General features: G+C 58.1%; 17 protein-coding genes. 11 read left to right on the forward strand and 6 right to left on the reverse strand.

Annotated features, from left to right (window positions below):
* Window positions 1-335 precede the first annotated feature (335 nt).
* Together SH661x_RS09385 and SH661x_RS09390 are read left to right on the forward strand one after the other, a co-directional pair.
* Complete coding sequence (locus tag SH661x_RS09385; RefSeq protein WP_437230280.1) at window positions 336-1,640, forward strand: SWIM zinc finger family protein; 1,305 nt, start codon at window positions 336-338, stop codon at window positions 1,638-1,640.
* A gap of 45 nt (window positions 1,641-1,685) precedes the next feature.
* Window positions 1,686-3,278 (forward strand): DUF5691 domain-containing protein, encoded by a 1,593-nt coding sequence (locus SH661x_RS09390; protein WP_437230282.1) that lies wholly within the window; start codon window positions 1,686-1,688, stop codon window positions 3,276-3,278.
* Between the two features lie 14 nt (window positions 3,279-3,292).
* Here SH661x_RS09390 and SH661x_RS09395 read toward each other — a convergent pair whose 3' ends face one another.
* Window positions 3,293-4,012 carry a glycosyltransferase family 2 protein gene (locus SH661x_RS09395; protein ID WP_437231182.1) on the reverse strand — a complete coding sequence of 240 codons (720 nt, stop codon included), beginning with the start codon at window positions 4,010-4,012 and terminating at the stop codon, window positions 3,293-3,295.
* Window positions 4,013-4,465: 453 nt separating this feature from the next.
* On the opposite strand from SH661x_RS09395, the gene miaA reads away from it, so the two are divergent.
* From miaA to epsC, 5 genes are all read left to right on the forward strand, one after another.
* Complete coding sequence (miaA, locus tag SH661x_RS09400; RefSeq protein ID WP_437230284.1) at window positions 4,466-5,416, forward strand: tRNA (adenosine(37)-N6)-dimethylallyltransferase MiaA; 951 nt, start codon at window positions 4,466-4,468, stop codon at window positions 5,414-5,416.
* 483 nt (window positions 5,417-5,899) lie between these two features.
* Window positions 5,900-8,236: a tetratricopeptide repeat protein gene (locus SH661x_RS09405; RefSeq protein WP_437230286.1), complete on the forward strand. Its 2,337-nt coding sequence runs from the start codon at window positions 5,900-5,902 to the stop codon at window positions 8,234-8,236.
* Between the two features lie 79 nt (window positions 8,237-8,315).
* Window positions 8,316-9,239: a hypothetical protein gene (locus SH661x_RS09410; RefSeq protein ID WP_437230288.1), complete on the forward strand. Its 924-nt coding sequence runs from the start codon at window positions 8,316-8,318 to the stop codon at window positions 9,237-9,239.
* A gap of 438 nt (window positions 9,240-9,677) precedes the next feature.
* Window positions 9,678-10,106 (forward strand): ArsR/SmtB family transcription factor, encoded by a 429-nt coding sequence (locus SH661x_RS09415; protein ID WP_437230290.1) that lies wholly within the window; start codon window positions 9,678-9,680, stop codon window positions 10,104-10,106.
* A 266-nt stretch (window positions 10,107-10,372) separates the two neighbouring features.
* Window positions 10,373-11,326 (forward strand): serine O-acetyltransferase EpsC, encoded by a 954-nt coding sequence (gene epsC, locus SH661x_RS09420; protein WP_437230292.1) that lies wholly within the window; start codon window positions 10,373-10,375, stop codon window positions 11,324-11,326.
* 157 nt (window positions 11,327-11,483) lie between these two features.
* Here epsC and SH661x_RS09425 read toward each other — a convergent pair whose 3' ends face one another.
* The 5 genes from SH661x_RS09425 to SH661x_RS09445 form a co-directional block, all read right to left on the reverse strand.
* Window positions 11,484-13,202, reverse strand: a complete 1,719-nt coding sequence (locus SH661x_RS09425; RefSeq protein ID WP_437230294.1) for a hypothetical protein — start codon at window positions 13,200-13,202, stop codon at window positions 11,484-11,486.
* Between the two features lie 196 nt (window positions 13,203-13,398).
* Window positions 13,399-13,674, reverse strand: a complete 276-nt coding sequence (locus SH661x_RS09430) for a hypothetical protein (protein WP_437230296.1) — start codon at window positions 13,672-13,674, stop codon at window positions 13,399-13,401.
* A gap of 226 nt (window positions 13,675-13,900) precedes the next feature.
* On the reverse strand, window positions 13,901-15,046 hold the full coding sequence (locus SH661x_RS09435; protein ID WP_437230298.1) for a formylglycine-generating enzyme family protein: 1,146 nt from the start codon (window positions 15,044-15,046) through the stop codon (window positions 13,901-13,903).
* 48 nt (window positions 15,047-15,094) lie between these two features.
* Complete coding sequence (locus SH661x_RS09440) at window positions 15,095-16,276, reverse strand: GTPase family protein (protein ID WP_437230300.1); 1,182 nt, start codon at window positions 16,274-16,276, stop codon at window positions 15,095-15,097.
* 282 nt (window positions 16,277-16,558) lie between these two features.
* Window positions 16,559-18,532, reverse strand: coding sequence for a YjhG/YagF family D-xylonate dehydratase (locus SH661x_RS09445; protein ID WP_437230302.1), 1,974 nt, complete (start codon window positions 18,530-18,532; stop codon window positions 16,559-16,561).
* 248 nt (window positions 18,533-18,780) lie between these two features.
* Here SH661x_RS09445 and sigJ point away from each other — a divergent pair, with 248 nt between their 5' ends.
* From sigJ to ftsH, 4 genes are all read left to right on the forward strand, one after another.
* On the forward strand, window positions 18,781-19,686 hold the full coding sequence (sigJ, locus tag SH661x_RS09450; protein ID WP_437230304.1) for an RNA polymerase sigma factor SigJ: 906 nt from the start codon (window positions 18,781-18,783) through the stop codon (window positions 19,684-19,686).
* 19 nt (window positions 19,687-19,705) lie between these two features.
* The gene (locus SH661x_RS09455; protein ID WP_437230306.1) at window positions 19,706-20,167 is read left to right on the forward strand and encodes a carboxymuconolactone decarboxylase family protein; all 462 of its coding nucleotides are present in this window, start codon (window positions 19,706-19,708) and stop codon (window positions 20,165-20,167) included.
* A gap of 435 nt (window positions 20,168-20,602) precedes the next feature.
* A complete protein-coding gene (gene rplU, locus SH661x_RS09460; RefSeq protein ID WP_437230308.1) occupies window positions 20,603-20,956 on the forward strand; it encodes a 50S ribosomal protein L21 in 354 nt (117 codons plus the stop codon).
* A 307-nt stretch (window positions 20,957-21,263) separates the two neighbouring features.
* Window positions 21,264-23,333, forward strand: a complete 2,070-nt coding sequence (gene ftsH, locus SH661x_RS09465; RefSeq protein ID WP_437230310.1) for an ATP-dependent zinc metalloprotease FtsH — start codon at window positions 21,264-21,266, stop codon at window positions 23,331-23,333.
* Window positions 23,334-23,336 lie beyond the last annotated feature (3 nt).

Below are 23,336 nucleotides of genomic sequence, written 5' to 3' on the forward strand. Positions count from 1 at the left end.
AACCTCTCCCGGTGTCTGTAGGGGGCCTGAAGCGACGTTTCAAGAAATGGTGAATTGCGTACGGAACCGTGCATTCATAGCTGACTCACTTTCAGGGACAGCGACCGCATTTTTCAAAATCGGGGGAGTCCAGAGCTGAGAGACGAGAGTCCAGAGCAAATGAGTTGCTGGAATTTCTGGCTCTCGACTCTGGACTCTTCGCTCTGGACATTCTCCAGATCGAATCAAGCGGTCGCCGTCCCTTTTCTGGGCAGGATATTGCGAAATGCACCGCTTCCGTGACAATGGTCATGCTTCCTGTCTCTCCCGTTTGAAAGCTGTTCCAGAGGTTTCCGTTGCAACTCTCGTTTGAGCAGATTGCTCAGCTGGCTCAAGATGAAAAGTCGCTGGTGGCGGCACGACAGTCGATGTCGCCGCGGCTGTGGAGCGGGCTGGGGATGAGTGCGGAAGCCCTGTGGGGTCGCTGTCAGGGGAGCGCCACCTACGACGTGTCGGTGGATCTTCACGAGTTCGCGCATCGCTGCAATTGTCCGAGCCGCAAACGCCCTTGTCGTCATGTTCTGGCTTTGCTGCTGCTGGCTTCAACACAACTGGAATCGATCCCCCGGGAAGATGCCCCTGAAAGGGTGGCCGACTGGCTGTCGAAGCGACGATTGCGAAGTCAGCAGAAGAAGTCCCCTCCCCTTCCCTCCTCGACTCCTGTGGATGAAGAGGGGCAGCGCAGGCGGGCGGCCCGGCGGGAAGACCGGATCGATCAGGGAATCGCCCAGCTGGAGGTCTGGATGTGTGACCTCGTGCGAAACGGATTGGCCGGACTGGAGGCGGAGGGAACATCGCCCTGGGAGATGCAGGCCCGGCGACTCGTCGATGCACAGGCGGGGGGGCTGGCGAATCGTATCCGGTCGCTCGGGGAAATTCCCGCTTCGTCCCGGGACTGGCCCAAGCGGCTGCTGCACGGGATGGGGAGACTGGAGCTGCTGTTAGAGGCGTATCGCAGAATTGATGAACTCCCTGCAGGGCTGAAGGCGGACGTGCGACAGCTGATCGGCTGGAACGTCAGTCAGCAGGAACTGGAATCGTCCGGTGAGAGAGTTTCCGACCGCTGGGTGGTGATCGGTCAACAGGAGGAAGACGACGATCGACTGCGTGTGCAACGCACCTGGATGATGGGCCTGCAATCCCGGCAGATTGGATTGATCCTCCAGTTCGCACCCGGTTCACAGCCGTTCAGTGAGAGCTACTTCACCGGCACGATGCATACCGGGGAACTGTTGTTTTACCCGGGAGCTGTCAGACGCCGGGCCCGCTGCCTGGACCGCAATGACGTGGTCCCCTTTCGGGGTGAACTGCCGGGGCAAACTTCACTGGCGTCCGTTCTGGAAGACTTCGCGGAACAGTTGAATCAGCAGCCGTGGCTGGCTGGCGGGATTTACGTGTTGAAGGAAGCGACGATTTCACTCAGCGGGGACCAATGGTTTCTGCGTGACAGTTCCGGGGAAGGAGTTCCGCTGGTTCACCCGGAACCTTGGCGGTTGCTGGCGGAGACTGGGGGTGTTCCCGTCGATATGGCCTTCGAGTGGACCGGGACCCGGGCGATCCTTGTTTCCATCGTTCTTGAAGGGACTCTCACTTCCGTCTGAGTTCACTTCAGCACGGCATTACCATCTCGAGACAGACACGCAGACATGAACGACCTTTTGAAAGCAGCGTTGATCGGCACAGGCAGGCAGATGCCTCCTCCGTGTGCCAGTGACGATCCGACGGATCGTCTGCTGCTGCAACGGGGACAGGACAACCCGGAGCAGCACCTCCTGCTGCGGGCGGGGGCTCAGGCCGTTTATGAACTCGCCGGGACCCGAACTCGTCAGGTACCGCTACTGGACCAGGCCCCCGCCGATGACGGGCAAGTTCCCAGTCCTCGCGTCGCGCAGCTTCTGGCCTCGGTGCTCACCGCGCAGTCGATTCCCCTTCTTCCCGAATTCCTTGAGGTGTTGAAGTCTCACGGAGTTTCGTTTCCGCCCCGGCTCCTGCCGATTGCATTGAACACTCAGGACCCTGCCAGACGGGAGAACCTGCGAACTTCGCTGGGGAATCGTGCCCGCTGGCTCGCTCAGTTCAATCCGGAATGGCGTTGGATCGATGAGGACGGTCCGCGGGTGTCGACGGCTGAGTTGCGGGGGGCGTTTGAAACGGGGAGCTTGAACGAACGTGCTGCAGCAGTCCGCGCGTTGAGGACCTTCGATCCCTCTGCCGGACGGGAATTGCTGGAGGAGAACCTCTCGGCTGAGAAAGGGGATTCACGGCGTCGGCTATTGGAACAGATGCGATTCGGTCTGAACGCGGACGACGAACCGTTTCTGGAATCGCTGATGCGGGATCGATCCAGCAAAGTCCGCGAAATTGTCTGTGAGCTGTTGAACCTGATCCCGACGTCTCAGCTGACACAAAGAATGTCAGCTCGCGCAGCCACTCTGTTTCATCAGGTGGAGACGTCCCGGGGAATCCAGGAAATGCGATGCGAACTCCCGGTGGAACTGCCCGAGGACTGGGAGCGGGATGGCATTCCGTCTCAGCCTCCCCCGGGGTGGGGACAGCGGAGCTGGTGGGGACGAAGCCTGCTGGAACGAGTGCCACTCTCGTTCTGGGTGGATCATTTTCAAAGCACGCCACAGGAACTCATCACGCAGATTCAGCGCGATGACTCGCTCGAAATGTTGCTTTCCGGTTGGACCGCAGCAGCCGTCCGATTTCAACAGGTGGACTCTCGCGGCGTTGCATGGCACGGCCCGCTGTGGGAGGCGAACCTGAAGGCGGCGCTGGCTTCGAATCAGGTCGGGTCCATTGGAGTGGAATCACTGACTGCACTGGCGGAAGTGATGTCCGCGAGTGACCTGGACGCCGGGCTGATCAGCTTTCTGAAGCGGACGTCAGATGTCACTCCGTTTCCCTTTGATCTCTGGTCGGGCCATTTGCCGGCTCCCTGGTCGAACGCTTTGTCGGAGAGTTATCTCAAAGTGACGCGGCGGATCTTCCAGACACGATCAGACGCGGGTGCAGCGCGTTGGTGTCAGACGTTGCTGCGCGGGGCCATTGGGATTTGTCCCGACCTGTTTCAGGCTGCACTCGAGCCGTGGAGCGTCAGCTCAGATCGGAGTGGAGTCTGGCGAAGCGCCCAGCTTGAGCCCCTGCTCCAGCGGTTTGGCGAAGTGATCCGCGCACGTCACGAGTTTCGACAGGAAGTCGCTCGCTGTGCTGAAGCCGCCGGGACAGGACATTGAGCTGCCGGCTCGGATCAGATCTTCGGAGCGAACAGGATCGAACGTTTCATCCCTGCCCGATGCAGATGGAAATCGGCAAGCACCTTCAGCGTGGCACAGCCGTAAGTCACGCTGCGGCGGAAGTTGATGCTGCTGGCTTCATCGAAGTAGCGGACCGGAACGGGAATGTCGCCGATTCGAAATCCGAAGTGGACCGCCTGAGCGAGAAACTGGCTGTCGAAGACGAAGTCGTTCGAGTTTCTTTGAAAGGGGACCGTGGTGAGGACTTCACGCGTGTAGGCGCGGAATCCGCTGTGAAAGTCACCCACATTCTGTCCGAGGGCGATGTTTTCAATGGTGGTCAGGATACGATTGAAGATGTATTTGTAGGCGGGCATACCGCCATCGAGCGCTTCCCGACGGGTCCGGATCCGGGAACCCAGGACGACGTCGCAGATGCCCAGTCGAAGAAACTCCAGTGCTGCTCCGACGACCCGGCTGTCATACTGGTAGTCGGGATGAATCATGACGACCAGCTCGGCTCCGCGATCCAGAGCATGCTGGTAGCAGGTCTTCTGGTTCGCTCCGTAGCCGCCGTTCTTCTCATGACGGATGACGGTCAGGCCGAGGCTGCGGGCCACTTCGGCAGTGTCATCGCTGCTGCAGTCGTCCACGACGATGATCTCATCGATCGTCCCTTCCGGGATGTCCGCGATGGTTCTCTGGAGTGTCTGCGAGGCATTGTAGGCCGGCATGACAGCGATCGTCCGCTTGCGGGCGTAATTTTTTCGAACCTGTTTGAGCACTCCTTCAAGTCGGTAGGAAGGAGCCTGAGAAGTGGGGAGAGGTGCGAGGAGGGTTGCCACGAAAAACATCCGCTGATCGAAACACAAAAGTGGGGAAACTGGTCCGGCAACTCTAACTTCAGAAATGGGGTGCAACTGGCAAATCTGCGGAAGTTGCGCTCAGGGATTGCCTGCTGACCAGATATCCTGTGTCGAGTGTTTCCTGTACGAAGAAAGGGAAAAGTGGCGGCGGATTGTCGACACTTTGCAAATATCCGCCAGAATTCCTGCTCGTTCAAAAACGTCGTGGGAGATGTTCTTAGAAGACAGATCGGGGAAGTCCCGGTGAGCGTATGCCTAGGAATCGCGTTGCAGCGAATATAAGTTTCGAATGACCTTCCCTCAAAAGTTGCCTTCCGCCCCATGAAATTCCCCCCTGAGTTACTGCAACGTTGCTGGTTTCTGGCAGGACCGACTGCGGTCGGTAAGTCCGCGCTCTCGCTGCTGCTGGCCGAGCGGCTGGGAGGAGAAATTGTGTCGATGGACTCGATGGCCATCTACCGGCACATGGACATCGGGACGGCGAAACCGGCGCCGGCTGAGCTCGCCCTGATCCCACACCATCTGATCGACATCGTCGAGCCTCATCAGGAGTACTCGACCGCCGAGTTTCTGAATGCATCGATTCAAGCCTGTGAACAGATTGTCCAGCGGGGGCACGTCCCGATTTTCGTGGGAGGAACCGGGCTGTATCTCCGGTCGCTGTTGCGAGGGGTCTTTGAAGGTCCTTCAGCGGACTGGGGCTTTCGCGAGGAACTGCTGGCGTCGGCAGCAAAAGAATCTCCCGACTGGCTTCATCGACGTCTTCAACAGGTCGATCCGGTCACCGCTGCCCGGCTGCATCCCAATGATGAACGTCGACTCGTCCGCGCACTGGAGATTCATGCGTTGACCGGCGCTCCCCCTTCGGAGCTGCATCAGGAACGACCGTTGCCGCTGGAAGAACGGCCTCAGCATGTGTACTGGCTGCATCCCCCTCGGGACTGGCTGTACGAAAGGATCAACCGTCGGGTCAGCGCCATGATGGATCGGGGTCTCGAGGAGGAAGTCCAACAGCTGATGGTGTTGGAACATCCCCCGGGGAAGACTGCCCGGCAGGCTCTGGGATATCGCGAAGTGATCGATTTCCAGTCGGGGTTGATCTCATCCCGGGAAGAGATGATCGACCTGATCCAGACTCGGACCCGTCAATTCGCAAAACGTCAGCACACTTGGTTTCGGAACCTCGAAGAATGCCGGGAGGTGACGATTCAGGGGACGGAAAGCCCGGAGGAGCTTTTGAAGAAACTGGGGGCAAGCGGTCTACCTTCGTAAGTGCTGCGCTGAATGAGAGAGAAGGAGAGAACCACCAAGCCACGGCGACACGGAGAGGGAAAAGAGCCGCGGATGCAGCAAATTGTGCGAACGCCACTGTGCAACTCGCAGATCATCCTGCCCCGGCTTTTCCGCACGTCAGGGCTCTGAAAGAAATTCGCCTGATCCGTGCGATTCGCGGGTTAAAAATTCTCTGTGTCACCGAGACTCCGTGGTGAATCACAATCCTTCATCTCCTTGGTCCCCAGTGGGTTCGCAGTTGTTCCCCCAGAGGAGTCGACCAGTTCTGCCGGACGGTCCGCTGACATTTCCCCATTGGTTCTCTCGAAAGTGATCGATTATACTTCTGCGGAGACAGGTTTCGCATTTGATCCGCTCTCGATGCAGAGCGGACTGACGTGCAAAAGACGTCTTCATGGACCGGCAGCGATGTCCATGAATGATCAGGTTTCCTGACGGGAATTCCGGACACTGGAGGTTCAGTTGACGATTCAGCAGCGGCCCACGACTCTCGGGTGGAGCGGTTACACCTTCTTCACGCTTTCACTGATGGCATCGGCCAGCGTGCCGCTCCAGGCCTTCGACGGAAACAGTCCGGAGAAACCTGCTGCCGTCAAGCCGAGTCGTCTGGAAGGACTCGAGTTCCAGCCGGGCGATGAGCCGCTGAAGACATTTCAGCCGGAACGTCCCGCCGGTGCCGACGTCAAACTGAGGGGGGAAGCTCTGGCCCGCTTCATGACCGGTCGCATTCAGCAGGAAAAAGGAGAATTCTCCGCAGCCCTCGCGTCCTATCTGGCAGCCATCGAAAAAGATCCGACTGCCATCGAGCCCTATCAGTCCGCACTGCCAATTCTCCTGCAGCGACAGGAGAACGAACAGGCCCGCAAGCTGGCTTTGACCGCTGCGGAGAAGAACCCGCTCGGTTATGAGCTCGTGCTGGCAATGGCTGCGATCTTCGCCCGGCAGGATCGCGTGAGCGAAGGGGTGAGCCTGATTCAGGAAGCGATGAAACTGGCCGGAAGCCAGAAGAACTCGCTGCGGGAACTTTCACTGCATCGGGACCTTGGTCTGTATTCCCGTCTGCAGGGGAATTTCAAAGAAGCGGCTGCCGAATACGAAATTGTCTTTCAGGCTGTGACCGGCGACCAGCTGGATGAAGAGACCCGCAAAAAAGTTCTGGTCGATCCGGGACAGATGTTTGATGAATTCGGCGACGTCTTTCTGAAAGCGGAAAACCCGGAACTCGCCCTGAAGGCGTTCGATGAAGCTTCGAAGCATCGGGAATCCCGTCCGGGACTCAACAGCTACAACCTCGCAACCGTCTTTCAACAGACCGGGAATTCGCAGAAGGCTCTGGATGAATTGCAGGGCTATTTCGATGCCCAGCTGCAGACCCGGGGCCGGGCTGCCTATGACCTGCTGAAATCGCTGTTGGCGGATCTGAAGCGGGAAAATGAACTGATTCCCAAGCTCGAAGCGATGCTCAAGCAGGATGAACACAACGATTCACTGCGTTACTTCCTGGCGGACGAACTTCTGTCTTCGGGAAATCTGGCGGGAGCGGAAACGCTCTATCTCAACGGGCGTAAAGAGGTGACGGACCCCCGCGGTCTCGTGGGGATGTTCTCGATCTACCGTCAGAACAAAAACTCCGAGAAGCTGCTGGGAATCCTTGGGAAGACGTTCTCAAGTGTTCCGCGTGCAGAAGATCAGGCCACGCTGCAGCAGATGGCTCCCGACGTGCAGGCGCTCGCGAACCGCTTTGAAGCAGAGATCACCGCGCTGGAGGAAGACAAGGAAGCATTTGGCGAGCTGACGAAGTTCGCCCGCACCCAGGAGACCGACGAAGATGCGAAAGTCGACTTCCTGACCGCCTACCTGCTGGGCAAACTGGCAGCCGAAGGAGACTACACGGAGGATGCCTCGCACTTTTACAGGCTGGCCATCTCCATGCGGAATGATCCCCCTGCCGCACTGTACCGCGAACTGGCGATTCATCTGCTGGACGCGGAACGTGCTGAAGAAGCGATCGCTCTGCTGAATGAAGCCAAGTCGCACACATCCTCCACTCTTCAGCGGGATCGATGGAACTTTCTCTACCTGCTGAGCTACGCCTATGCGATTCATGGCGAGACCGATCAGGCGATTGCAGCCATTCGTGAAGCTCAGGCGGTGCAGCCCAATCAGCCCCTGCTCCACTATCAGGAGGCCTGGGTTCTGTATCACGCGCGTCGCTGGGATGAAGCGCTTGCTCGATTCGACCAGTTCATCAAGAACTTTCCGAACGACAAAGATCACGTGATGAAGTGTCGGTTCCACATCTCCAACATCTATGTGGAACAGGGGGACATGGCCCGGGGTGAGAAGATCCTTGAAGATGTCCTCGCCAGCGATCCGGAAAATCCGCAGGCGAACAATGACCTGGGCTACCTTTACGCGGATCAGGGAAAGAACCTCGAGCGGGCCGAAGCGATGATCCGGAAAGCTCTGGCGAAAGAGCCGGATAACCACGCTTATCAGGACAGTCTGGGCTGGGTTCTCTACCGTCTCGGAAAGTATCCCGAAGCGGTCGCGGAGATGGAGAAAGCGACTGCGGATGAGAAAATCCGTGATGCCACGCTCATGGATCATCTGGGGGACTGCCTGGAGAAGGTGGGACGTCACGAAGAGGCAGTCGCAGCCTGGAAGAAAGGGCTGGAATCCGAGCAGGCGAAGAAGGTTCCGAATGAAAAAATTCTGAAGTCCCTGAAGAGCAAGCTCAACATTGAGGATGCTCAGGAACCGAGTGAAAAGCCAGAGAACCCTGGCGAGAAATCCTGAACCCCGGTCCGTTTTGCGACACACTTCAAGTGTGTGACGAAGCAACCAAGCAGATGAGTTAGAACGCTGGCAGAGACTCGTGCCGATCGAATTTGCATGTCCGGAATGCGACAGTTTTCTGCGGACCGCTGATGAGAAAGCGGGCCTGCGGATTCGCTGCCCGGTCTGTCAGGAGCCGGCCTGGGTGCCTGACCGGAGTGAGCAAGGATCGTTCACGGCGCCTGAGACCGAGGGGGACTCTGGCGAACCGTCCGCCTGGCCGACTCTTCAGGAGCAACATCCGTTTGGTGCCCCCTCACCTGAAGTTGACTTCCCTGCCCCGGGCGCAGTCTCGGTGGCGGCCATCCTGCGGCACACATGGGAAGTTTACACCCGGAACTTCTCGCGTTGCCTGATGGCCGCTGCGGTGGACCTGCTCGCCACTGCCGGCGCGTTCCTGGCAGCACTGGTGATGGGCGGGATCACATTTGTCGTGATGGAATCCCATCACGAGTTGGCGTTGTTGGCCGCCATGGTGGTCTTCCTGATCGGAATGACGGTCACCTACTCCGCGATCACCGTGGGGAACTTTCGGTACTATCTGGCGATGGCTCGCGACAACCCATTGTCGGCCCACGGTCTGGTTTTGAAACATGGGGCCATCGGACGTTTGATTGTGGCGTGGATCCTGTTCTGGACGCTCGCGTTCCTGGGACTCTTGATGTTCGTCCTGCCGGGCCTGATCGCGATGATTCTGCTGTGGCCGTTCGCCGCGATCATCGTGGACCGAAACACTCCGGCAGCAAGGGCGCTTCAGGACGCGTTTTGGATGACGACCCGAAACCCGGGAGTTGCGGCCAGCGTGTGCCTGCTCCATCTGGTGTTGCTGGTGATCGCGGGGACACTTCCGGTGGTCGGGCAGATTGTCGCACTCCCGCTGGCTGCGTTACTGCATTCCGTCTCGTACCTGCACCTGTCCGGGCAGGTCCCCTCTGGCGTGGATCCGAGCCCTGTCGCGGGGTAAATTGGGCCCTCGACGATTCGCAAAAATTTGTCGACAGGGGCAAATCGACTTCCAGGTGATTCTATAGAACTGTTTCAAGGTCCATCGCCTGCAGGCCGGTTATACGAATAATAGCGATCGTGCGAGCCAGCGACCGCAGAAAATGCAGTGTTTTTGTGGTTTTCGACTCGGGAGATGTGCCTGAAACGGAGTTGCGGGAGTGGGAGTTTCCCCGAGAGAAAGCAGTACCGTTTTCAGGAATTCATAACATATTCATGATTTTCCATCTTTACCTGACCGTTCTTGATCTACGACAATATGTCCGGATTTCCGATGACCCTGTTGATTAGAAAAGGGTTGGGTTTGAACAACGATCAAGGTGACCCTTCGCAACGCTCGCAAGGGGTGCCCCCGGACCAATCCGGAAGTTCCCAGATACCAAAACCCCAGGAAGAAGAAATGATCACGCAATTGACCGAACCGGTTGCTCGACATGTGGAACGCCCTGCGTTGCCCACAGGCGAAACTCGCGTTCCGGAACTGTCCCATAAGCTGGAGAAGGACCTCGTACAGGTCTTCAAGCTCCTCGCTGACGAAACTCGGCTCAAGATCCTGTTCTTTCTCGGACGGGAAAAAGAGCTGCACGTTTCCGCTCTGTGTGAGCGACTGGGACAAAGTCAGCCCGCCGTCAGCCATCACCTCGCACTGCTGCGAGTGGCCGGCCTGATTGAGCCTCGCCGCGACGGCAAGCACAACTTCTATTCGATTCAACAGAATCGCTTCCACGAGCTCATGGGCGAACTGTTCCAGAGCTTCACCGAAGAGAACAACACCTCGGAATGGCGCTTCGAAAACTTCATTTTCAAGCAGAATCCGACTGCCGAATAGTTGTTCTGATTGAACACGCTCAATGATTGCAGCCGCCGGGATTCAATGTTCCCGGCGGCTGTCTTTTTGTGGTGAAGCCCCCTTCTGAAAGTTGTCCGCACGACGTTGAATTCGAACTCATGCGAGAATTTTTCAGCGACTTGCGTTATAAAATCGGGTGACTGCTTCCGGCAGTTCATTCGTCGAAGCTGACCAGACCATGGAGGCCAGACCGTCCCGTTCGGGCGTGCTGGCTTTTTTCGTACACTTGTGCTTGGAGTCATCGATTGAGCCAGTCCACTGTGAAACCGGATTTGCGTCCTCTCAGCGATGAAAAATGGAATGTGGATGGGATTGTTGCCGAGCTGCGGGCGTTGCGGGAGCAGTCGCTGCAGGCCCGGCATCGCGGCGGGCGGAAAGAGCGACTCCCTTCCAAGAAACGTCTGGCGGTCATCATCGACCGGCTCAGCACCGCGATCTTCCCCAATCGTCTGAGTGAACGGGAATCCGCACACGGCAACATCGATTATTTCGTCGGTCACACACTGGACGTCACGTTGTCGGAACTGGCCGAAGAAGTGCTGCTGGAGCTGGACTTTTTCGACGACCAGTCGACCGAAGCAGGCGTGCATCGCGAGGAGGCGGTACAGATCGTCAGAAACTTTGCAGCCAGACTTCCGGCGGTGCGTGCCCTGCTGGAGAGTGACATTGAAGCTGCGTTCAAAGGTGATCCGGCTGCCCGCAGCTCGGATGAAGTGCTGGTCTGCTATCCGGGAATTGCCGCAATCATGCACTTCCGCATGGCACACGAACTGTTTCTTCAGGGGGCCACTCTCGTTGCCCGCATGATTTCGGAGATTGCTCATTCTCTGACAGGGATCGATATCCACCCGGGGGCATCGATTCAAGGCAGTTTCTTCATCGATCACGGAACGGGTGTTGTCATCGGAGAGACGGCAGTGATCGGTTCCAACGTCCGCATTTATCAGGCGGTCACGCTCGGGGCGAAGCGGTTTCCGACCGATGAAAACGGCGTGCTGCTGAAAGGAAATGCCCGGCATCCGATTGTCGAAGACGGCGTTGTCATTTACGCCGGAGCGACGATTCTGGGACGCGTGACCATTGGTCAGGGGTCGGTGATCGGTGGAAACGTCTGGCTGACAACCAGCGTTCCTCCTCACAGCAACATCACGCAGGCCAAGGTTCGCAGCGAGATCTTCGACTCCGGTTCAGGGATCTGAACGACAGAAGCGATTGCGTGCCACTGCTCTGTGAGCAGTGAGACAGCGTCATCGCGGGACATCTGCCACACTGTGACGTTGCTTCTGCGGATTCACTGTGCTGACGTCCTGCACGGTTCGCAGAACCGTGGCACCTCAGGGGTGATTTCAAAAATCCCTACAGCTGGGTGCTGTCGTACAGCTGCGCGAGGAGTGCCCCCACGAGATGGATGAAACCTTCATCGAACCGCAGTGACAGGCGTGCGCCGGTTTCCGTCGGGACCACTTCGATTCGCAGCGAGTCGTTGTCCGGCCCGAGCGACTCCTGGACCACCTGCCCCTGCGGAGAGTTCAGGTCGTCCTCGTCGACGTATTTCAGCCACGCTGACGCATGCAGAATGGCCTGAAACGGAGCTGTGGTGGCTGTCTCGGCACGAGGCGGAGCTGTCGTGGCCACATCGATTGACTCGTCCAGAACCTTGAGAGTGTCATCTCCGCCGAATCCAAACCAGAGCACTCCCGGACCCGTTCCCAGCAGGAGATCCGGAGCCCGCCCGTAGATCTCGATCATCTTGGGGTCCTGACGCCGTACCTGGATCTTGCTGAGCGAAACTCCCTGGAACTGATGCATATCCAGTTCGATGTTGTGCCCGTCTTCACGCTCCTTGATGATCGCCAGGATGTCTCTGAACGACTGGCCGACCGATTCGCTGCCGACCACTTTCACGCCGCCGACCAGAACGAGGTGATTCCCGGGCCGCTTCAGGAACTGAATGACCGCATCAATGTGGTGCTGTTTGACGGTCGCTTCGAGTGCATCAACCAGACCGTCGACGGTCGCTTCAGACGTCTCTGACAGTTCCCGTTTGAGGAACAGTCGAAAGGCCTTCAGATACCCCAGTGCCGCTTCGGTTTCGCGTTTGTCCATCATCCAGGAGACCGAGAACTGCAAGGGATGCGCGGTATTCAGTAACGGCGTGAAGTAGGATTGCCTGCCGGCGATTCCGGTCAGGTACTTGGCGAACTCGCTGTCCGGCTTGGCATCGGTCGTGATTTCCACGACGGCGCGGCGGCCACTTTCTGTGGCGTCGACACCGACTGTGATTTCTTCACCGTCGCGAATGAGCTGCTGCAGGTACTGCATGGAGCTCATGCCCTGAGCGCGTCTGGCTTCGAAGGCTTCGCTGCGTTCGTTATCACGCTGCTGCATCTGTGCGGAAAACTGCTGGGTGATGAACGTTGAGAAGACTTCACGAATCAGCGGAGGAATGCCGCGCAGACGGATGGAGATCGACAGGTCATACCGTGAGGCCAGTGGTCCGGCGACCTTTTCCGGATCAGGAAATTCTTCATCCTTGAGGAAGCCTTCGCCCGCCGGCAGCATGAATGCGTAATCGCCCCGGACGATCAACGGGGTCTTGCCACGCCGTCCACGGTTCTCGATCTCGTAGGTGTGTTCGCCCACTTCGGTAATGGGAGCCGGGCCCAGTCGCAGCGTGTTGATCAGTTCCGTTTCATCCGCAACCGGCAGGTAGACCACCATACGGGGACGGGGAGGAAGAGTCGGCTCCAGGAACAGCATGTACCCGACGGGTCGGGACCGGTCGAGACCCTTCAGGTCGCCCGCCTTGCTTCCCAGAAATCCTTCGATCACCTCGATCATGTCCGGTCGTCCAGCGACCTGAAACATGTTGGAGATGTCGTTCAGGCTGCGTTCCGTGCTGGCAATGTTGAAGACCAGAACGGGCACGAGTTTGGGGGGCGGCTGGTCCGTCTCCGACTGGGCGAAGGTCAGCTTCGGAGTGACCGACGTCCAGAACAGGGAAAGTAAGAGAGCCGACCGCAGGAACGCGGCAGGGGCACTCCGGCCTCGCAACAGGGACGTCGAGAGCATCATCGATCACTCCAGGTGGAGAGTCAGGGAACAGGTTGGGCGTCCGGGAGTGGACTTGAACGTGGCTGGAAAATGAGCGTCGTCCCCACGCACTGTGGCTGAAGCTGCGGGCGGGATTCGTCAATCTTCCACGAGGACTACCCGCAGCAGGCTGTGCGGGTGTCAGATTCGTGGTGAGTTCGCGAAGAGTTTCGGAAAATCAGCTGACGACCTGTACTTCGCTGGCGGGCAGGCAGGCCATGGTGTGCAGCAATCCCTGGGAATCACAGTGAGACCGGTAGCTTTCGGGGATCAGGGCGGCAGTGGCGTCATCCCATTCCAGAATGACCTTCATCTTCGCACCAGACCCGGAGGTTTCCAGCACTGTCCCCTTCCAGCCTCCGATCGGCAGGTCGTCAAACTCCGGCATATTCACACCGGCGTGCACTTGAACAGTTTGTCCGGCAGCCGGTTTGGGATTTTTTCCCGGGGGCATTCGAAAATCCAGTCGCGGTGAAACGGTGAGCAAGTCGAGATGTTACAGACACTTTCTCTGTGCAGGCAGGGTAACGGACGGTTAAAGGTTCCGTCAATTGGGGGACGGGGTGGGTCAGGGGTTTCGCCTGATTCAAGCTGGAGAAAGTCGAGAGCTGAGAGTCCAGAGTCGAGAGCCAGAGAATTCCTGAATTTTCTGCTCTGGACTCTCGTCTCTTGACTCTCAACTACTCCCCATTTCGTGCCTGCTTCTTCAAATATTCCGGCAGCATCTTGGAATCGACGACGCAGCGAAACCCGTTGTGGTAGCTGCTGCTGGCGATGTCCGCTCTCCCGCGGGCTCGCGTGCGGTAGCCGGTGCAGTTATTCACATTGCACAGGAACGAGCCTCCTCGCTGGACGCGGAGCACAACTCCGGGCTGAAGCGGATCGAAGCTGACGCTGGGGCCCTGCGGATTGCGGCGCGGGGAACTGGCGTAGTAGTCCGGGGAGTAAAAATCGGAACACCACTCCCAGACATTGCCCGCCAGATCATACAGGCCCAGCGAATTGGGCGGATAGGATTTCACCGGAGAGGTGACGAGAAACCCGTCTTCATTCTTTCTTTCGGTCGGGAACTCTCCCTGCCAGAAGTTGGCCATGTACTTTCCATCCGGCAGAAACTCGTCTCCCCAGGGGTATTTCCAGTCTTTTCCGCCGCTGCGCGAGGCGTATTCGAATTCTGCTTCCGTGGGGAGACGTGTTCCGGCCCAGTCGCAATAGGCCTGAGCATCTTCCCAGGCAATATGCACGACCGGATGATCCATGCGATCCTCGATGTTGGACTCGGGACCGTCCGGGTGGCGCCAGTCTGCCCCATCCACGATCTTCCAGACCTGCATTTCCCACTGTGGAACACCCACGACAAGCTGACGCCGGTCGAAGGCTGGATTGAAGCACATTGAGCCGGGATTGATCACTCCGGAGGGGAACGCAGAGGTATCGGTCCCCCGGGCAGCGAAGTCTTCTTTGGTCAACTTGCGTTCGGCGAATGTGACGTAACCGGTCTCGTCGACGAATCGGGCGAACTGCCGATTCGTCACCGGCGTGATGTCTATATAGAAGCCATCAAGCTCGACCTCATGAGCTGGAGATTCATCGCGTTTCAGGCGGTCGGGGTTTTCGTCAGTGGGAGAAAGGACGGTATCGCTCCCCATTAGAAACGTTCCCCCGGGGACCCAGACCATTCCGTCGGGAGGGGGCGCGGGAGCTTTGACAACAAGGTCTGATGTCGTGCTGAAGGAACCTTCCAGCGGGACAAAGAGTGCTGCCATCAGCAAGCTGCCGACCAGTCCCGTTCCTGCCAGAATCAACGTGAGTTTTTTAATATTCATCTGATTCAAAGTGTCCGGCTGACTGGAGTTTCCTGACAGCCTCGAACGTTATTCCGAGTGCGAGCGGGTGGTTTTCCATAGCTGTGTGGCACGCTGCAGCTGGCTGTGAAAGACGTTTCGCAGCTCTGCTTCCGTGGGGACATGCCCGGACCGGATTTCGGTGAAGTACCAGTTCCAGACCATTCCGCCTGCAAAAGTATAGGCGAATGCTGCAGCGGCGTTGGCGGCCATTCCGACCCAGGGAATGAATTTTAGTCCTTCGCGGATCGCCATGCGAACAGCGACCCGCCCCCCCAGTCCCCCTGTCACCTGCGCGATGGTCCGGGCGTCCAGCTTCTGGCGGTGAATCTTCGCGAGCTTGTACGCCAGATGGGTCTGAATCCCCATGACGACAGGAATATCGACCCACGGTAACGGAATGGCAGCCGCGGTGGCGGCCAGGGTGCTGGTTCCCAGGATGATCGGCATCGCCTGTTTCCAGGTGTAGTCCTTCAGCGGAGCGACCACCTCGTCCAGCTGCAGCAGTGTCTGTCGATAGGCAGCGGGCAACGATTCAATGATGGCGGTCTTGAGCCGCTCGCCGCCAAAGGTGGGGTCGTCGAACCCTTCTTCGATCGGCGTCAGGTCGATGGGCACCGCCCTGTCGAAGAGTCCCTTGAAACGTTCGTATTGCAGTTCGATGGAACGTCGCAGGTCGTTGTGGATTGTTTCGGGCAGGGGGAACGGTCCCTGACCAAAGGGATCGGTTTCGGGATGCTGTTGTCCGGGGTAGGCATCATGGAGGGCTGTCAGCGCGAGGATGACCGGTCGCCGCGGCGCTTCGTGTCGAATCTTGCGCAGCGATTTCACGATCTCGTCGACCGCATGGTCCATTGCGCGGACAACGACGATCATCAGCTGAGACTCTGCTCCGAACTTCTGCAGATCTTCATCGGGATCATACTCCACTTCCCCCAGCCCGCGGGTGTCGAGGAAGCGCAGGAGTGGTTCGGTTTCCGTGGGGAAGTCGTACTTCACCGAGAAGCGAGTCTGCGGCTGGTACCCGGTTCCGATCTCGACCGCATCAACTCCAGTCAGGTAGCGGATGATCGAGGACTTTCCGCTGCCGGTTTTTCCAAAGAGCCAGATGACCGGAAGCGGTGTTCGCTGCACCAGTTCCTGCGTCTTCTGGATGTATTCCTCCTGCTCCAGTGTGCGCTGTCCGAGGATCTTTGAAAACGGGTTCCACATGAGTTGTCCGGCAGACTAGAACGCATTCACTTCGCGTTTGCTTTTCTGAGTGAGTTGAGACGGGTTTTTACCACGGAGACGCGGAGACACCGAGGAGTTCTCTGGGAGTGAATTTCAGTTTGGTTCACGCATCCCGTGGCATCGAGGGAAAGGATCGAGAGGTCATCAATGTCTGTCTCTCTTCTCATTCAATTGAGTTGGACTTTTATGGAAATTCTCCGTGTCACTGTGACTCCGTGGTTGATCTCCTTATTTTCACCGCGAACAGTCTGGCAGACCAGTTCAGTTTTGTGCTTTCTTTAAAGCGTTTTCGAGAGCTGTCGCGTCGTAGACGCAGCCGCCCCAGGTGCCGCCGCTGAGTTGTTGCAGGAGTGCCCACATCCGGGTGTCGTTGGGGAGGTCGGGATCGGGAGTGAGCGGAATGGCCGGTTCACGTGCTGCCAGAACGGCTGCCCCTTCTTCGGGTGTCAGCGGCTGTTCGGGAGTGCCCACGAAATTCAGGCTGCCGGTGAGGTTTCGTGTATCGATTTCAATCTCGATCAGATCCCCGTCCCGCAGCTTGCCGATCGGCCCGCCGGCAAGTGCTTCAGGGCCGACGTGTCCAATGCAGGCCCCGGTGGAAACTCCGGAAAACCGGGCATCGGTGATGACGGCCACCTGCTTGCCCCACTTCAGGAACTTCAACGCGGAGGTGATCTGATAGATCTCTTCCATCCCGGTTCCCAGCGGACCGCGACACATCAGAACCAGGATGTCGCCCGGCTGGACCTGATGTGCCCCGCCCCGCCCTTTCACCGCAGCGACAGCTGCTTTTTCGGTGGTGAAGACACGGGCCGGACCCCGCTTGCGGTAGACGCCATCAGGATCGACGACAGAAGGGTCGATGGCAGTGCTCTTGATGACAGAGCCTTCCGGGGCAATGTTGCCGATCGGAAAAGTAACTGTGCTGGTAAGTCCTTTTTCCTTCGCGCGAGGGGGTGGGAGAATGACTTCATCCGGAGAGACTCCGTCCTTCTCACGCAGCAGCTCGCGGAATCGGACTCGCCGTTCGGAATGTTCCCACTCCTCCAGCACGTCGCCCAGCGGACGCCCTTCTCCGGTCAGTGCATCGAGCTTGAGGAGATTGAGGGCCCGCATGTGCAGCATGACTTCGGGAACTCCCCCGGCCAGATACGCACGCACCGTTGGATGTCCGATCGGGCCGTTCGGAAGCACGTCGACGATCCGCGGCGTCTGCCGGTTGATGCGGTTCCAGTCATCGACGGTGGGGCGTCGCAGTCCCGCTTCAAACGCAACGGCCGGGATATGCAGCAGGAGATTGGTGGAGCCTCCAAAAGCGGCATGCACCACCATGGCGTTATGCAGCGCATCCGGAGTGAGAATGTCCCGGATCGTGAGTTTGTTTTTCATCATCCGTTCGACTGCCCGGGCGGAGCGGACAGCCCCTTCCGTCCAGACCGGTTGACCCGACGGCGCCAGAGCTGTGTGGGGCAAGGAGAGTCCGAATGCTTCCGAAACCACTTGAGAGGTCGCTGCGGTCCCCAGAAACTGACAGCCTCCCCCTGCTGAGCCGCACGATCGGCAGCCCATCTCCGCAGCGTAAAGCAGATCGATATCTCCATGGGCGAAACGGGCCCCGATCGTCTGAACCTTGCCCGTGTCTTCACCGAACTCCGGGGGCAACGTCACTCCCCCAGGCACAACGATACAAGGGAGATTGTGCTGTGAGGCGACAGCGATCATCATCGCCGGGAGACCCTTATCGCACGTTGCCACCCCCACGACTCCTTTCCGCATGGGAAGCGAACGGATCAGGCGTTTCATCACCACGGCGGCGTCGTTGCGGTAGGCCAGACTTTCCATCATGGCGGTTGTTCCCTGCGAACGACCGTCACAGGGATCGGAGACGTACGCGGCGAACGGCAGGCATTCGAGGCGGTTGAGTTCCTCGGCGGCTGCCTGCATCAGCAGACCGACTTCCCAGTGTCCGGTGTGGTAACCCAGAGCGATGGGATGCCCGTCTTCCGCCCGGATGCCTCCCATGGTGCTGAGAATCAGGACCTGATCGCGAAGCAGCTGCTGAGGGTCCCATCCCATGCCTGCGGACTGTGTCATCCCGAAGATGTCTCCGCTGGGACTGTCCAGCAGCATCTCTTCAGTCAGCGGCAGTGCTCCCTGTGGACCGGGGCCCTGTGTCTGGATTTCGTAGATGTCGTCCAAAACGGGGAGAAATGCATTGGGAGCGGAAGTGGCCATCAGCCGGGCTTTGTCCTGAATGATGAAAATGAAACGAGACTCATCCAGATTTCATCATAACGGTTTCATGGAAGAGAAGCACTCTGTGGAAGTGCAGCATCTGACACGGGTTTGGATGAACGACACGCATCCGGCCCGGGGTTTATTACAAATTTCGGCCTGCGATGTCACAAAACTCGGGCGCCGTTCGTCCGTGTGTTTGAACGCCAGGACTTTTAGAATGACGTTCAACCATGTGGGGGCTGAACATGAACGAGACAAGCAGAAATTCCCCTGAGGGTGCCAGCGGATTCCGTCCGAAGCTGCTGGCGATTGCCTATCGCATGCTCGGCAGTGCTGCGGATGCCGAAGATGCCGTTCAGGATGCCTATCTGAGGCTGCAACGTCACAGCGACATTGACAACCCGGAAGCGTGGCTGGTCAAGGTGACCACGACCATCTGCATTGACCGATTGCGGCGGTTGAAGAAGCGGCAGTCCTATCACGGTCCTTGGCTGCCAGAGCCGGTCTCTTCTGAGTGGCCCGGGATTGGAGAAGACCGGGCGGAGCTCGCGGATTCGCTTTCCATGGCCTTTCTCCTGATGCTGGAGACTCTTTCGCCAGCGGAACGCGCGGCTTACCTGCTGCGAGAGGCATTCGACTACGAATTCGATGATATCGCTGCCCTGCTCGACAAGTCGTCGAGCAATGTCCGACAGCTGGTGACGCGAGCCCGTGGACGTCTTGCCCGGCAGGAGAGAAAGTTTCACCCTGCCCGCGAAGAAGCAGAGAAACTGGCTGAAGAGTTTTACTCAGCGTGCCTGTCGGGAGACCTCTCGAAGATTGAATGTCTCCTCACCGACGATGCGATTCTCTACAGCGACGGCGGCGGAGTCGTTCATGCAGCGCCCCGTCCCGTCGAAGGACGACAGCGGGTGGCGAAGTTGCTGTCGGTCGTCTTCCGGAAATTTCTGTCGAAAAGTCACGTTTCGATGGTGAACGTCAACGGCCAGCCGGGAATTGTGTCGGAAGCAGGGGGAAAGACAGTCAAAGTTCTGACTTTCGCTGCAGACGCAGGACGTGTCCGAGATGTGTATCTCGTGATGAATCCGCAAAAACTGGAGCGCTGGGAATTGAGCCAGGGAAGCGATCCCAGCCCCAGTATCAAACCTTGAGGAACGAGGAGAAGCAGAAATGGAAATGCGCATCAACGCAGGACAGGTGTCCGCCGAACCGCAACGGCTGATGTACTCGATCGAAAAATATCTCAGAGGATGCGGACTTCCCCATTCCCTGCTGGAGCTGGTGAAAACCCGGGCCTCGCAGTTGAACCACTGTGCCTTCTGCATCGACATGCATACAAAAGACGCCCGGGCAGCGGGGGAAACGGAACAGCGACTGTATGCTCTGAATGCCTGGCAGGAAGCTCCGTTCTATTCCGAGCAGGAGCGAGCCGCGCTCGCCTGGTGCGAGGCGGTGACTCAAGTCTCTGAAGGGGTTCCCGATGAACTTTATGAAGAGGTTCGCCAGCACTTCTCTGAGAAAGAGATCGTGGACCTGACCTGGGCAGTCGGGGCGATCAATTTATGGAATCGAATGGCGATCAGCTTTCGGGCTGTCCCCGGGAGCTACCAGCCGCCGCGACTGGGGTCTTGACCACTCGTTGAAAATCACAACAACGGAGGTTTAGCTGCACACTTAAAGTGTGCAGCTAAACATGATGAGGAACCGCGAATCAGGCGAATGACGCGAATTCCAATTCGCTCGATTCGTGAGATTCGCGGTTCTTTTCTCTCCTCGATCTGAAATTGATGGGCGAATGGTGGGTTGTTTCGGATGCAAGTGATTTATTAGTAGTGCGTTACGTGAGTTTTGCGGGGTGGAGTGAAGATTTTCTTTCGGGGATGGCTCGCAAGTTGATTCTGTTTCTGCAGATTCCGAAAAAATCGCGTGTTCGTGGTCTCGCAATTTGCTCTTGCAGGCGATATTCTTTTCGATTCGCCAATGGACCGGCGAGAAACGAGGTGTGACATTCGCCTCGTAAGTCGTGATACGATGTGAAGTTGAGTCAGAAAAAAGAGTGGTAGAACCATGTTCGCAATCATCGAAGACAGCGGCCATCAGCTTCGGGTGGAAGAAGGCCAGATGCTGACTGTGGATTTCCGCGAGGATGCAGAAGTCGGCCAGACGCTGACTTTCGATAAGGTGCTGCTGGCCAATGGCGGCGGTGCCAGCGTGATCGGTGCTCCGGTGATTGAAGGAGCTCTCGTGGAAGCCCAGGTAGTGGATGCCACAGTCAAAGGGCCGAAACTGGAAATCCAGAAGTTCCGCCGCCGCAAGCACTCTCGCCGTCACACCGGACATCGCCAGAAATACACCGGAGTGAAAATCACTTCGATCAAGGTGCCGAAGCTCGAGATCGTCGCAAAGACCGACGACAAGTAATTCGCACCCCGCTCTGAGATTCAAGGCCGCTCGTTTTCGGGCGGCCTTGTGCATGCGCTGTCGACAAACTTCACAGTCGGTTCTGGTTATCTCAAACGGCGCGGCCGAACACTCTTCGGGTGATTCGCAGCTGTGAAGTGGGAGTCTTCTGATAGAAGATCGGTGAATAGGCTGCGCGCGGTGAACAGACTGATCGAATTCGCTGATCCTGTCGTCGACGCCGATCCCCCTCATTGACGGCCTGAGAGACCCTGTCTAGAGTGGAATTGATAACTCATCCCATCCTCAGACAGGGACGGCCTTCTCCATGGCTCCGGGTAAATCTTCGGGCGAGCGACCTTCTCAGGAATCCGGTTCCGGGTCGAAGAAGAACGACAAAAGCGGCGGCGCCACATTCTGGTACCTGCTTGTCGGACTGATTGTCGTGGTCCTCGGTTTGACCTGGTTGCGGGAACAGACCATCGCCAAGGAAATGAAATTTGGCGAGTTCGTTCAGAAGCTCGAGTCGGGTGAGCTCAACAAATCGAATCTCTTTGAACTGCAGTTCAGCAACGAATTCATCCAGTTTCAGGATCGGCCCAGAGTCGACCTGACCAAACCCAAGTCGCACTCCGAACAAGAGACGGCAGCGGATACGAATCCTGGCGCTTCGAATCCGAAGATGGAGCGTTACCGGATTCCCATCGGCGGAATCCCGGCGCCCAAGCTCGCGAATCTCATGGATCTGCTGGGCGAAAAGCAGATTGATTACAACGGCTCTTCACCTCCTCCCGAGTGGGGCGCGGTCCTCTCCATCCTGCTGATGGCCACCGTTGTGCTGGTCTTCATTTTCTTCCTCCGCAAGATCGGCGGACCCGGTCAGGCGATGTCGTTCGGGCGCAGCCGCGGCAAGCTCTATGCTGAAGACGACGTGAAGATTACGTTTGATGATGTGGCGGGGATCAACGAGGCTGTCGATGAGCTGCGGGAAGTGGTCGAGTTCCTGCGGACGCCCGGGAAGTATCAGGCGCTGGGGGGGCGAATTCCCCGCGGCGTGCTGCTGGTCGGTCCTCCGGGGACAGGCAAGACCCTGCTGGCAAAAGCTGTCGCAGGGGAAGCGGGTGTGCCGTTCTTCAGTCTCTCCGGTTCCGACTTCGTGGAAATGTTCGTCGGGGTCGGTGCAGCGCGGGTCCGGGACATGTTCTCTCAGGCGGCCCAGAAGTCGCCCAGTATCATCTTCATCGACGAACTCGATGCGCTGGGGAAAGTACGTGGCAGCGGGATGCCCGGCGGGCACGATGAACGTGAACAGACTCTCAATGCCCTGCTTGTCGAGATGGACGGATTCTCGTCCGATCAAAGCGTCATTGTGATGGGGGCGACGAACCGTCCTGAAACGCTCGATCCCGCATTGATGCGACCGGGGCGATTCGACCGGCATGTGCTGGTGGACCGACCCGACTACAAAGGACGGGAAGCGATCCTCAAAGTCCATGCGAAAAAAATCAAAATGGCGGACGACGTCAACCTTGCGAGAATCGCGAAGCTGACGCCGGGATTCGTCGGGGCGGACCTGGCCAATCTGGTCAACGAAGCGGCCTTGCTGGCGGCCCGGAACGACAAAGTGTCCGTGTCGATGTTCGAATTCGAAGAGGCGATCGAACGTGTTGTCGCCGGTCTGGAAAAGGCTTCCAAGATCATCCAGGAAGACGAAAAGCAGCGTGTCGCGTATCACGAATGCGGACACGCGTTGGTCGCCAGCAGTCTGCCGCTCACCGATCCCGTTCACAAAATTTCGATCATCCCTCGCGGCTTCGGCGCACTGGGGTACATGCTGCAGCGTCCGGAAGAGGATCGGCATCTGGTCACTCAGACCGAAATCCGGAACCGCATCTGCGTCATGCTCGGTGGAATCGCTGCGGAAGACACCGTCTACGAAGAGACATCAACCGGAGCCCAGAACGATCTGGAGCGGGCGACCGATCTGGCGGGGCGGATGGTGATGGAATTCGGCATGAGCCCCAAACTGGGCCGTGTGAATTACCGCGAAGCAAAGCGTTCACCGTTTCTGAACGGTGCCCCGACTGGCGGAAGTGACTACGTTCACAGCGAGCATACGCTGCGCGAGATCGATCTGGAAATTCGCCGGATCATCGATGAGTGCATGGAGATCGCGCGTGAGATTCTCCGCAGCCAGCGCGCGGTGCTCGAGCAGATGACTTCGGAGCTGATTGAACGCGAAGTGATGAACGGCGAGCAGCTGAAAGTCATCCTCGACGCTCATAAAACCGGCCCGCAGCTGAAGCCGGGGACGTCTGTCCCCCGCTCCGCCAATTCCACTGAAGAGGCCGACAGTAATGCGGCCCGCCCCGGGTTTAAGCAAGGGACGGATGGTTGAGCA

Source organism: Planctomicrobium stercoris (assembly GCF_051465655.1).
In the GTDB taxonomy this organism is placed as follows: domain Bacteria; phylum Planctomycetota; class Planctomycetia; order Planctomycetales; family Planctomycetaceae; genus Planctomicrobium.

Bases quoted from the DNA above. Each gene is read 5' to 3' on its own strand.
- SH661x_RS09445 (WP_437230302.1), bottom strand. From the start codon at position 18,532: ATGGCCACTTCCGCTCCCAATGCATTTCTCCCCGTTTTGGACGACATC.
- SH661x_RS09415 (WP_437230290.1), top strand. From the start codon at position 9,678: ATGATCACGCAATTGACCGAACCGGTTGCTCGACATGTGGAACGCCCT.
- ftsH (WP_437230310.1), top strand. From the start codon at position 21,264: ATGGCTCCGGGTAAATCTTCGGGCGAGCGACCTTCTCAGGAATCCGGT.
- miaA (WP_437230284.1), top strand. From the start codon at position 4,466: ATGAAATTCCCCCCTGAGTTACTGCAACGTTGCTGGTTTCTGGCAGGA.
- SH661x_RS09435 (WP_437230298.1), bottom strand. From the start codon at position 15,046: ATGAATATTAAAAAACTCACGTTGATTCTGGCAGGAACGGGACTGGTC.
- SH661x_RS09430 (WP_437230296.1), bottom strand. From the start codon at position 13,674: ATGCCCCCGGGAAAAAATCCCAAACCGGCTGCCGGACAAACTGTTCAA.
- SH661x_RS09425 (WP_437230294.1), bottom strand. From the start codon at position 13,202: ATGATGCTCTCGACGTCCCTGTTGCGAGGCCGGAGTGCCCCTGCCGCG.
- SH661x_RS09390 (WP_437230282.1), top strand. From the start codon at position 1,686: ATGAACGACCTTTTGAAAGCAGCGTTGATCGGCACAGGCAGGCAGATG.
- SH661x_RS09455 (WP_437230306.1), top strand. From the start codon at position 19,706: ATGGAAATGCGCATCAACGCAGGACAGGTGTCCGCCGAACCGCAACGG.
- SH661x_RS09440 (WP_437230300.1), bottom strand. From the start codon at position 16,276: ATGTGGAACCCGTTTTCAAAGATCCTCGGACAGCGCACACTGGAGCAG.
- SH661x_RS09395 (WP_437231182.1), bottom strand. From the start codon at position 4,012: ATGCCGGCCTACAATGCCTCGCAGACACTCCAGAGAACCATCGCGGAC.
- sigJ (WP_437230304.1), top strand. From the start codon at position 18,781: ATGAACGAGACAAGCAGAAATTCCCCTGAGGGTGCCAGCGGATTCCGT.
- rplU (WP_437230308.1), top strand. From the start codon at position 20,603: ATGTTCGCAATCATCGAAGACAGCGGCCATCAGCTTCGGGTGGAAGAA.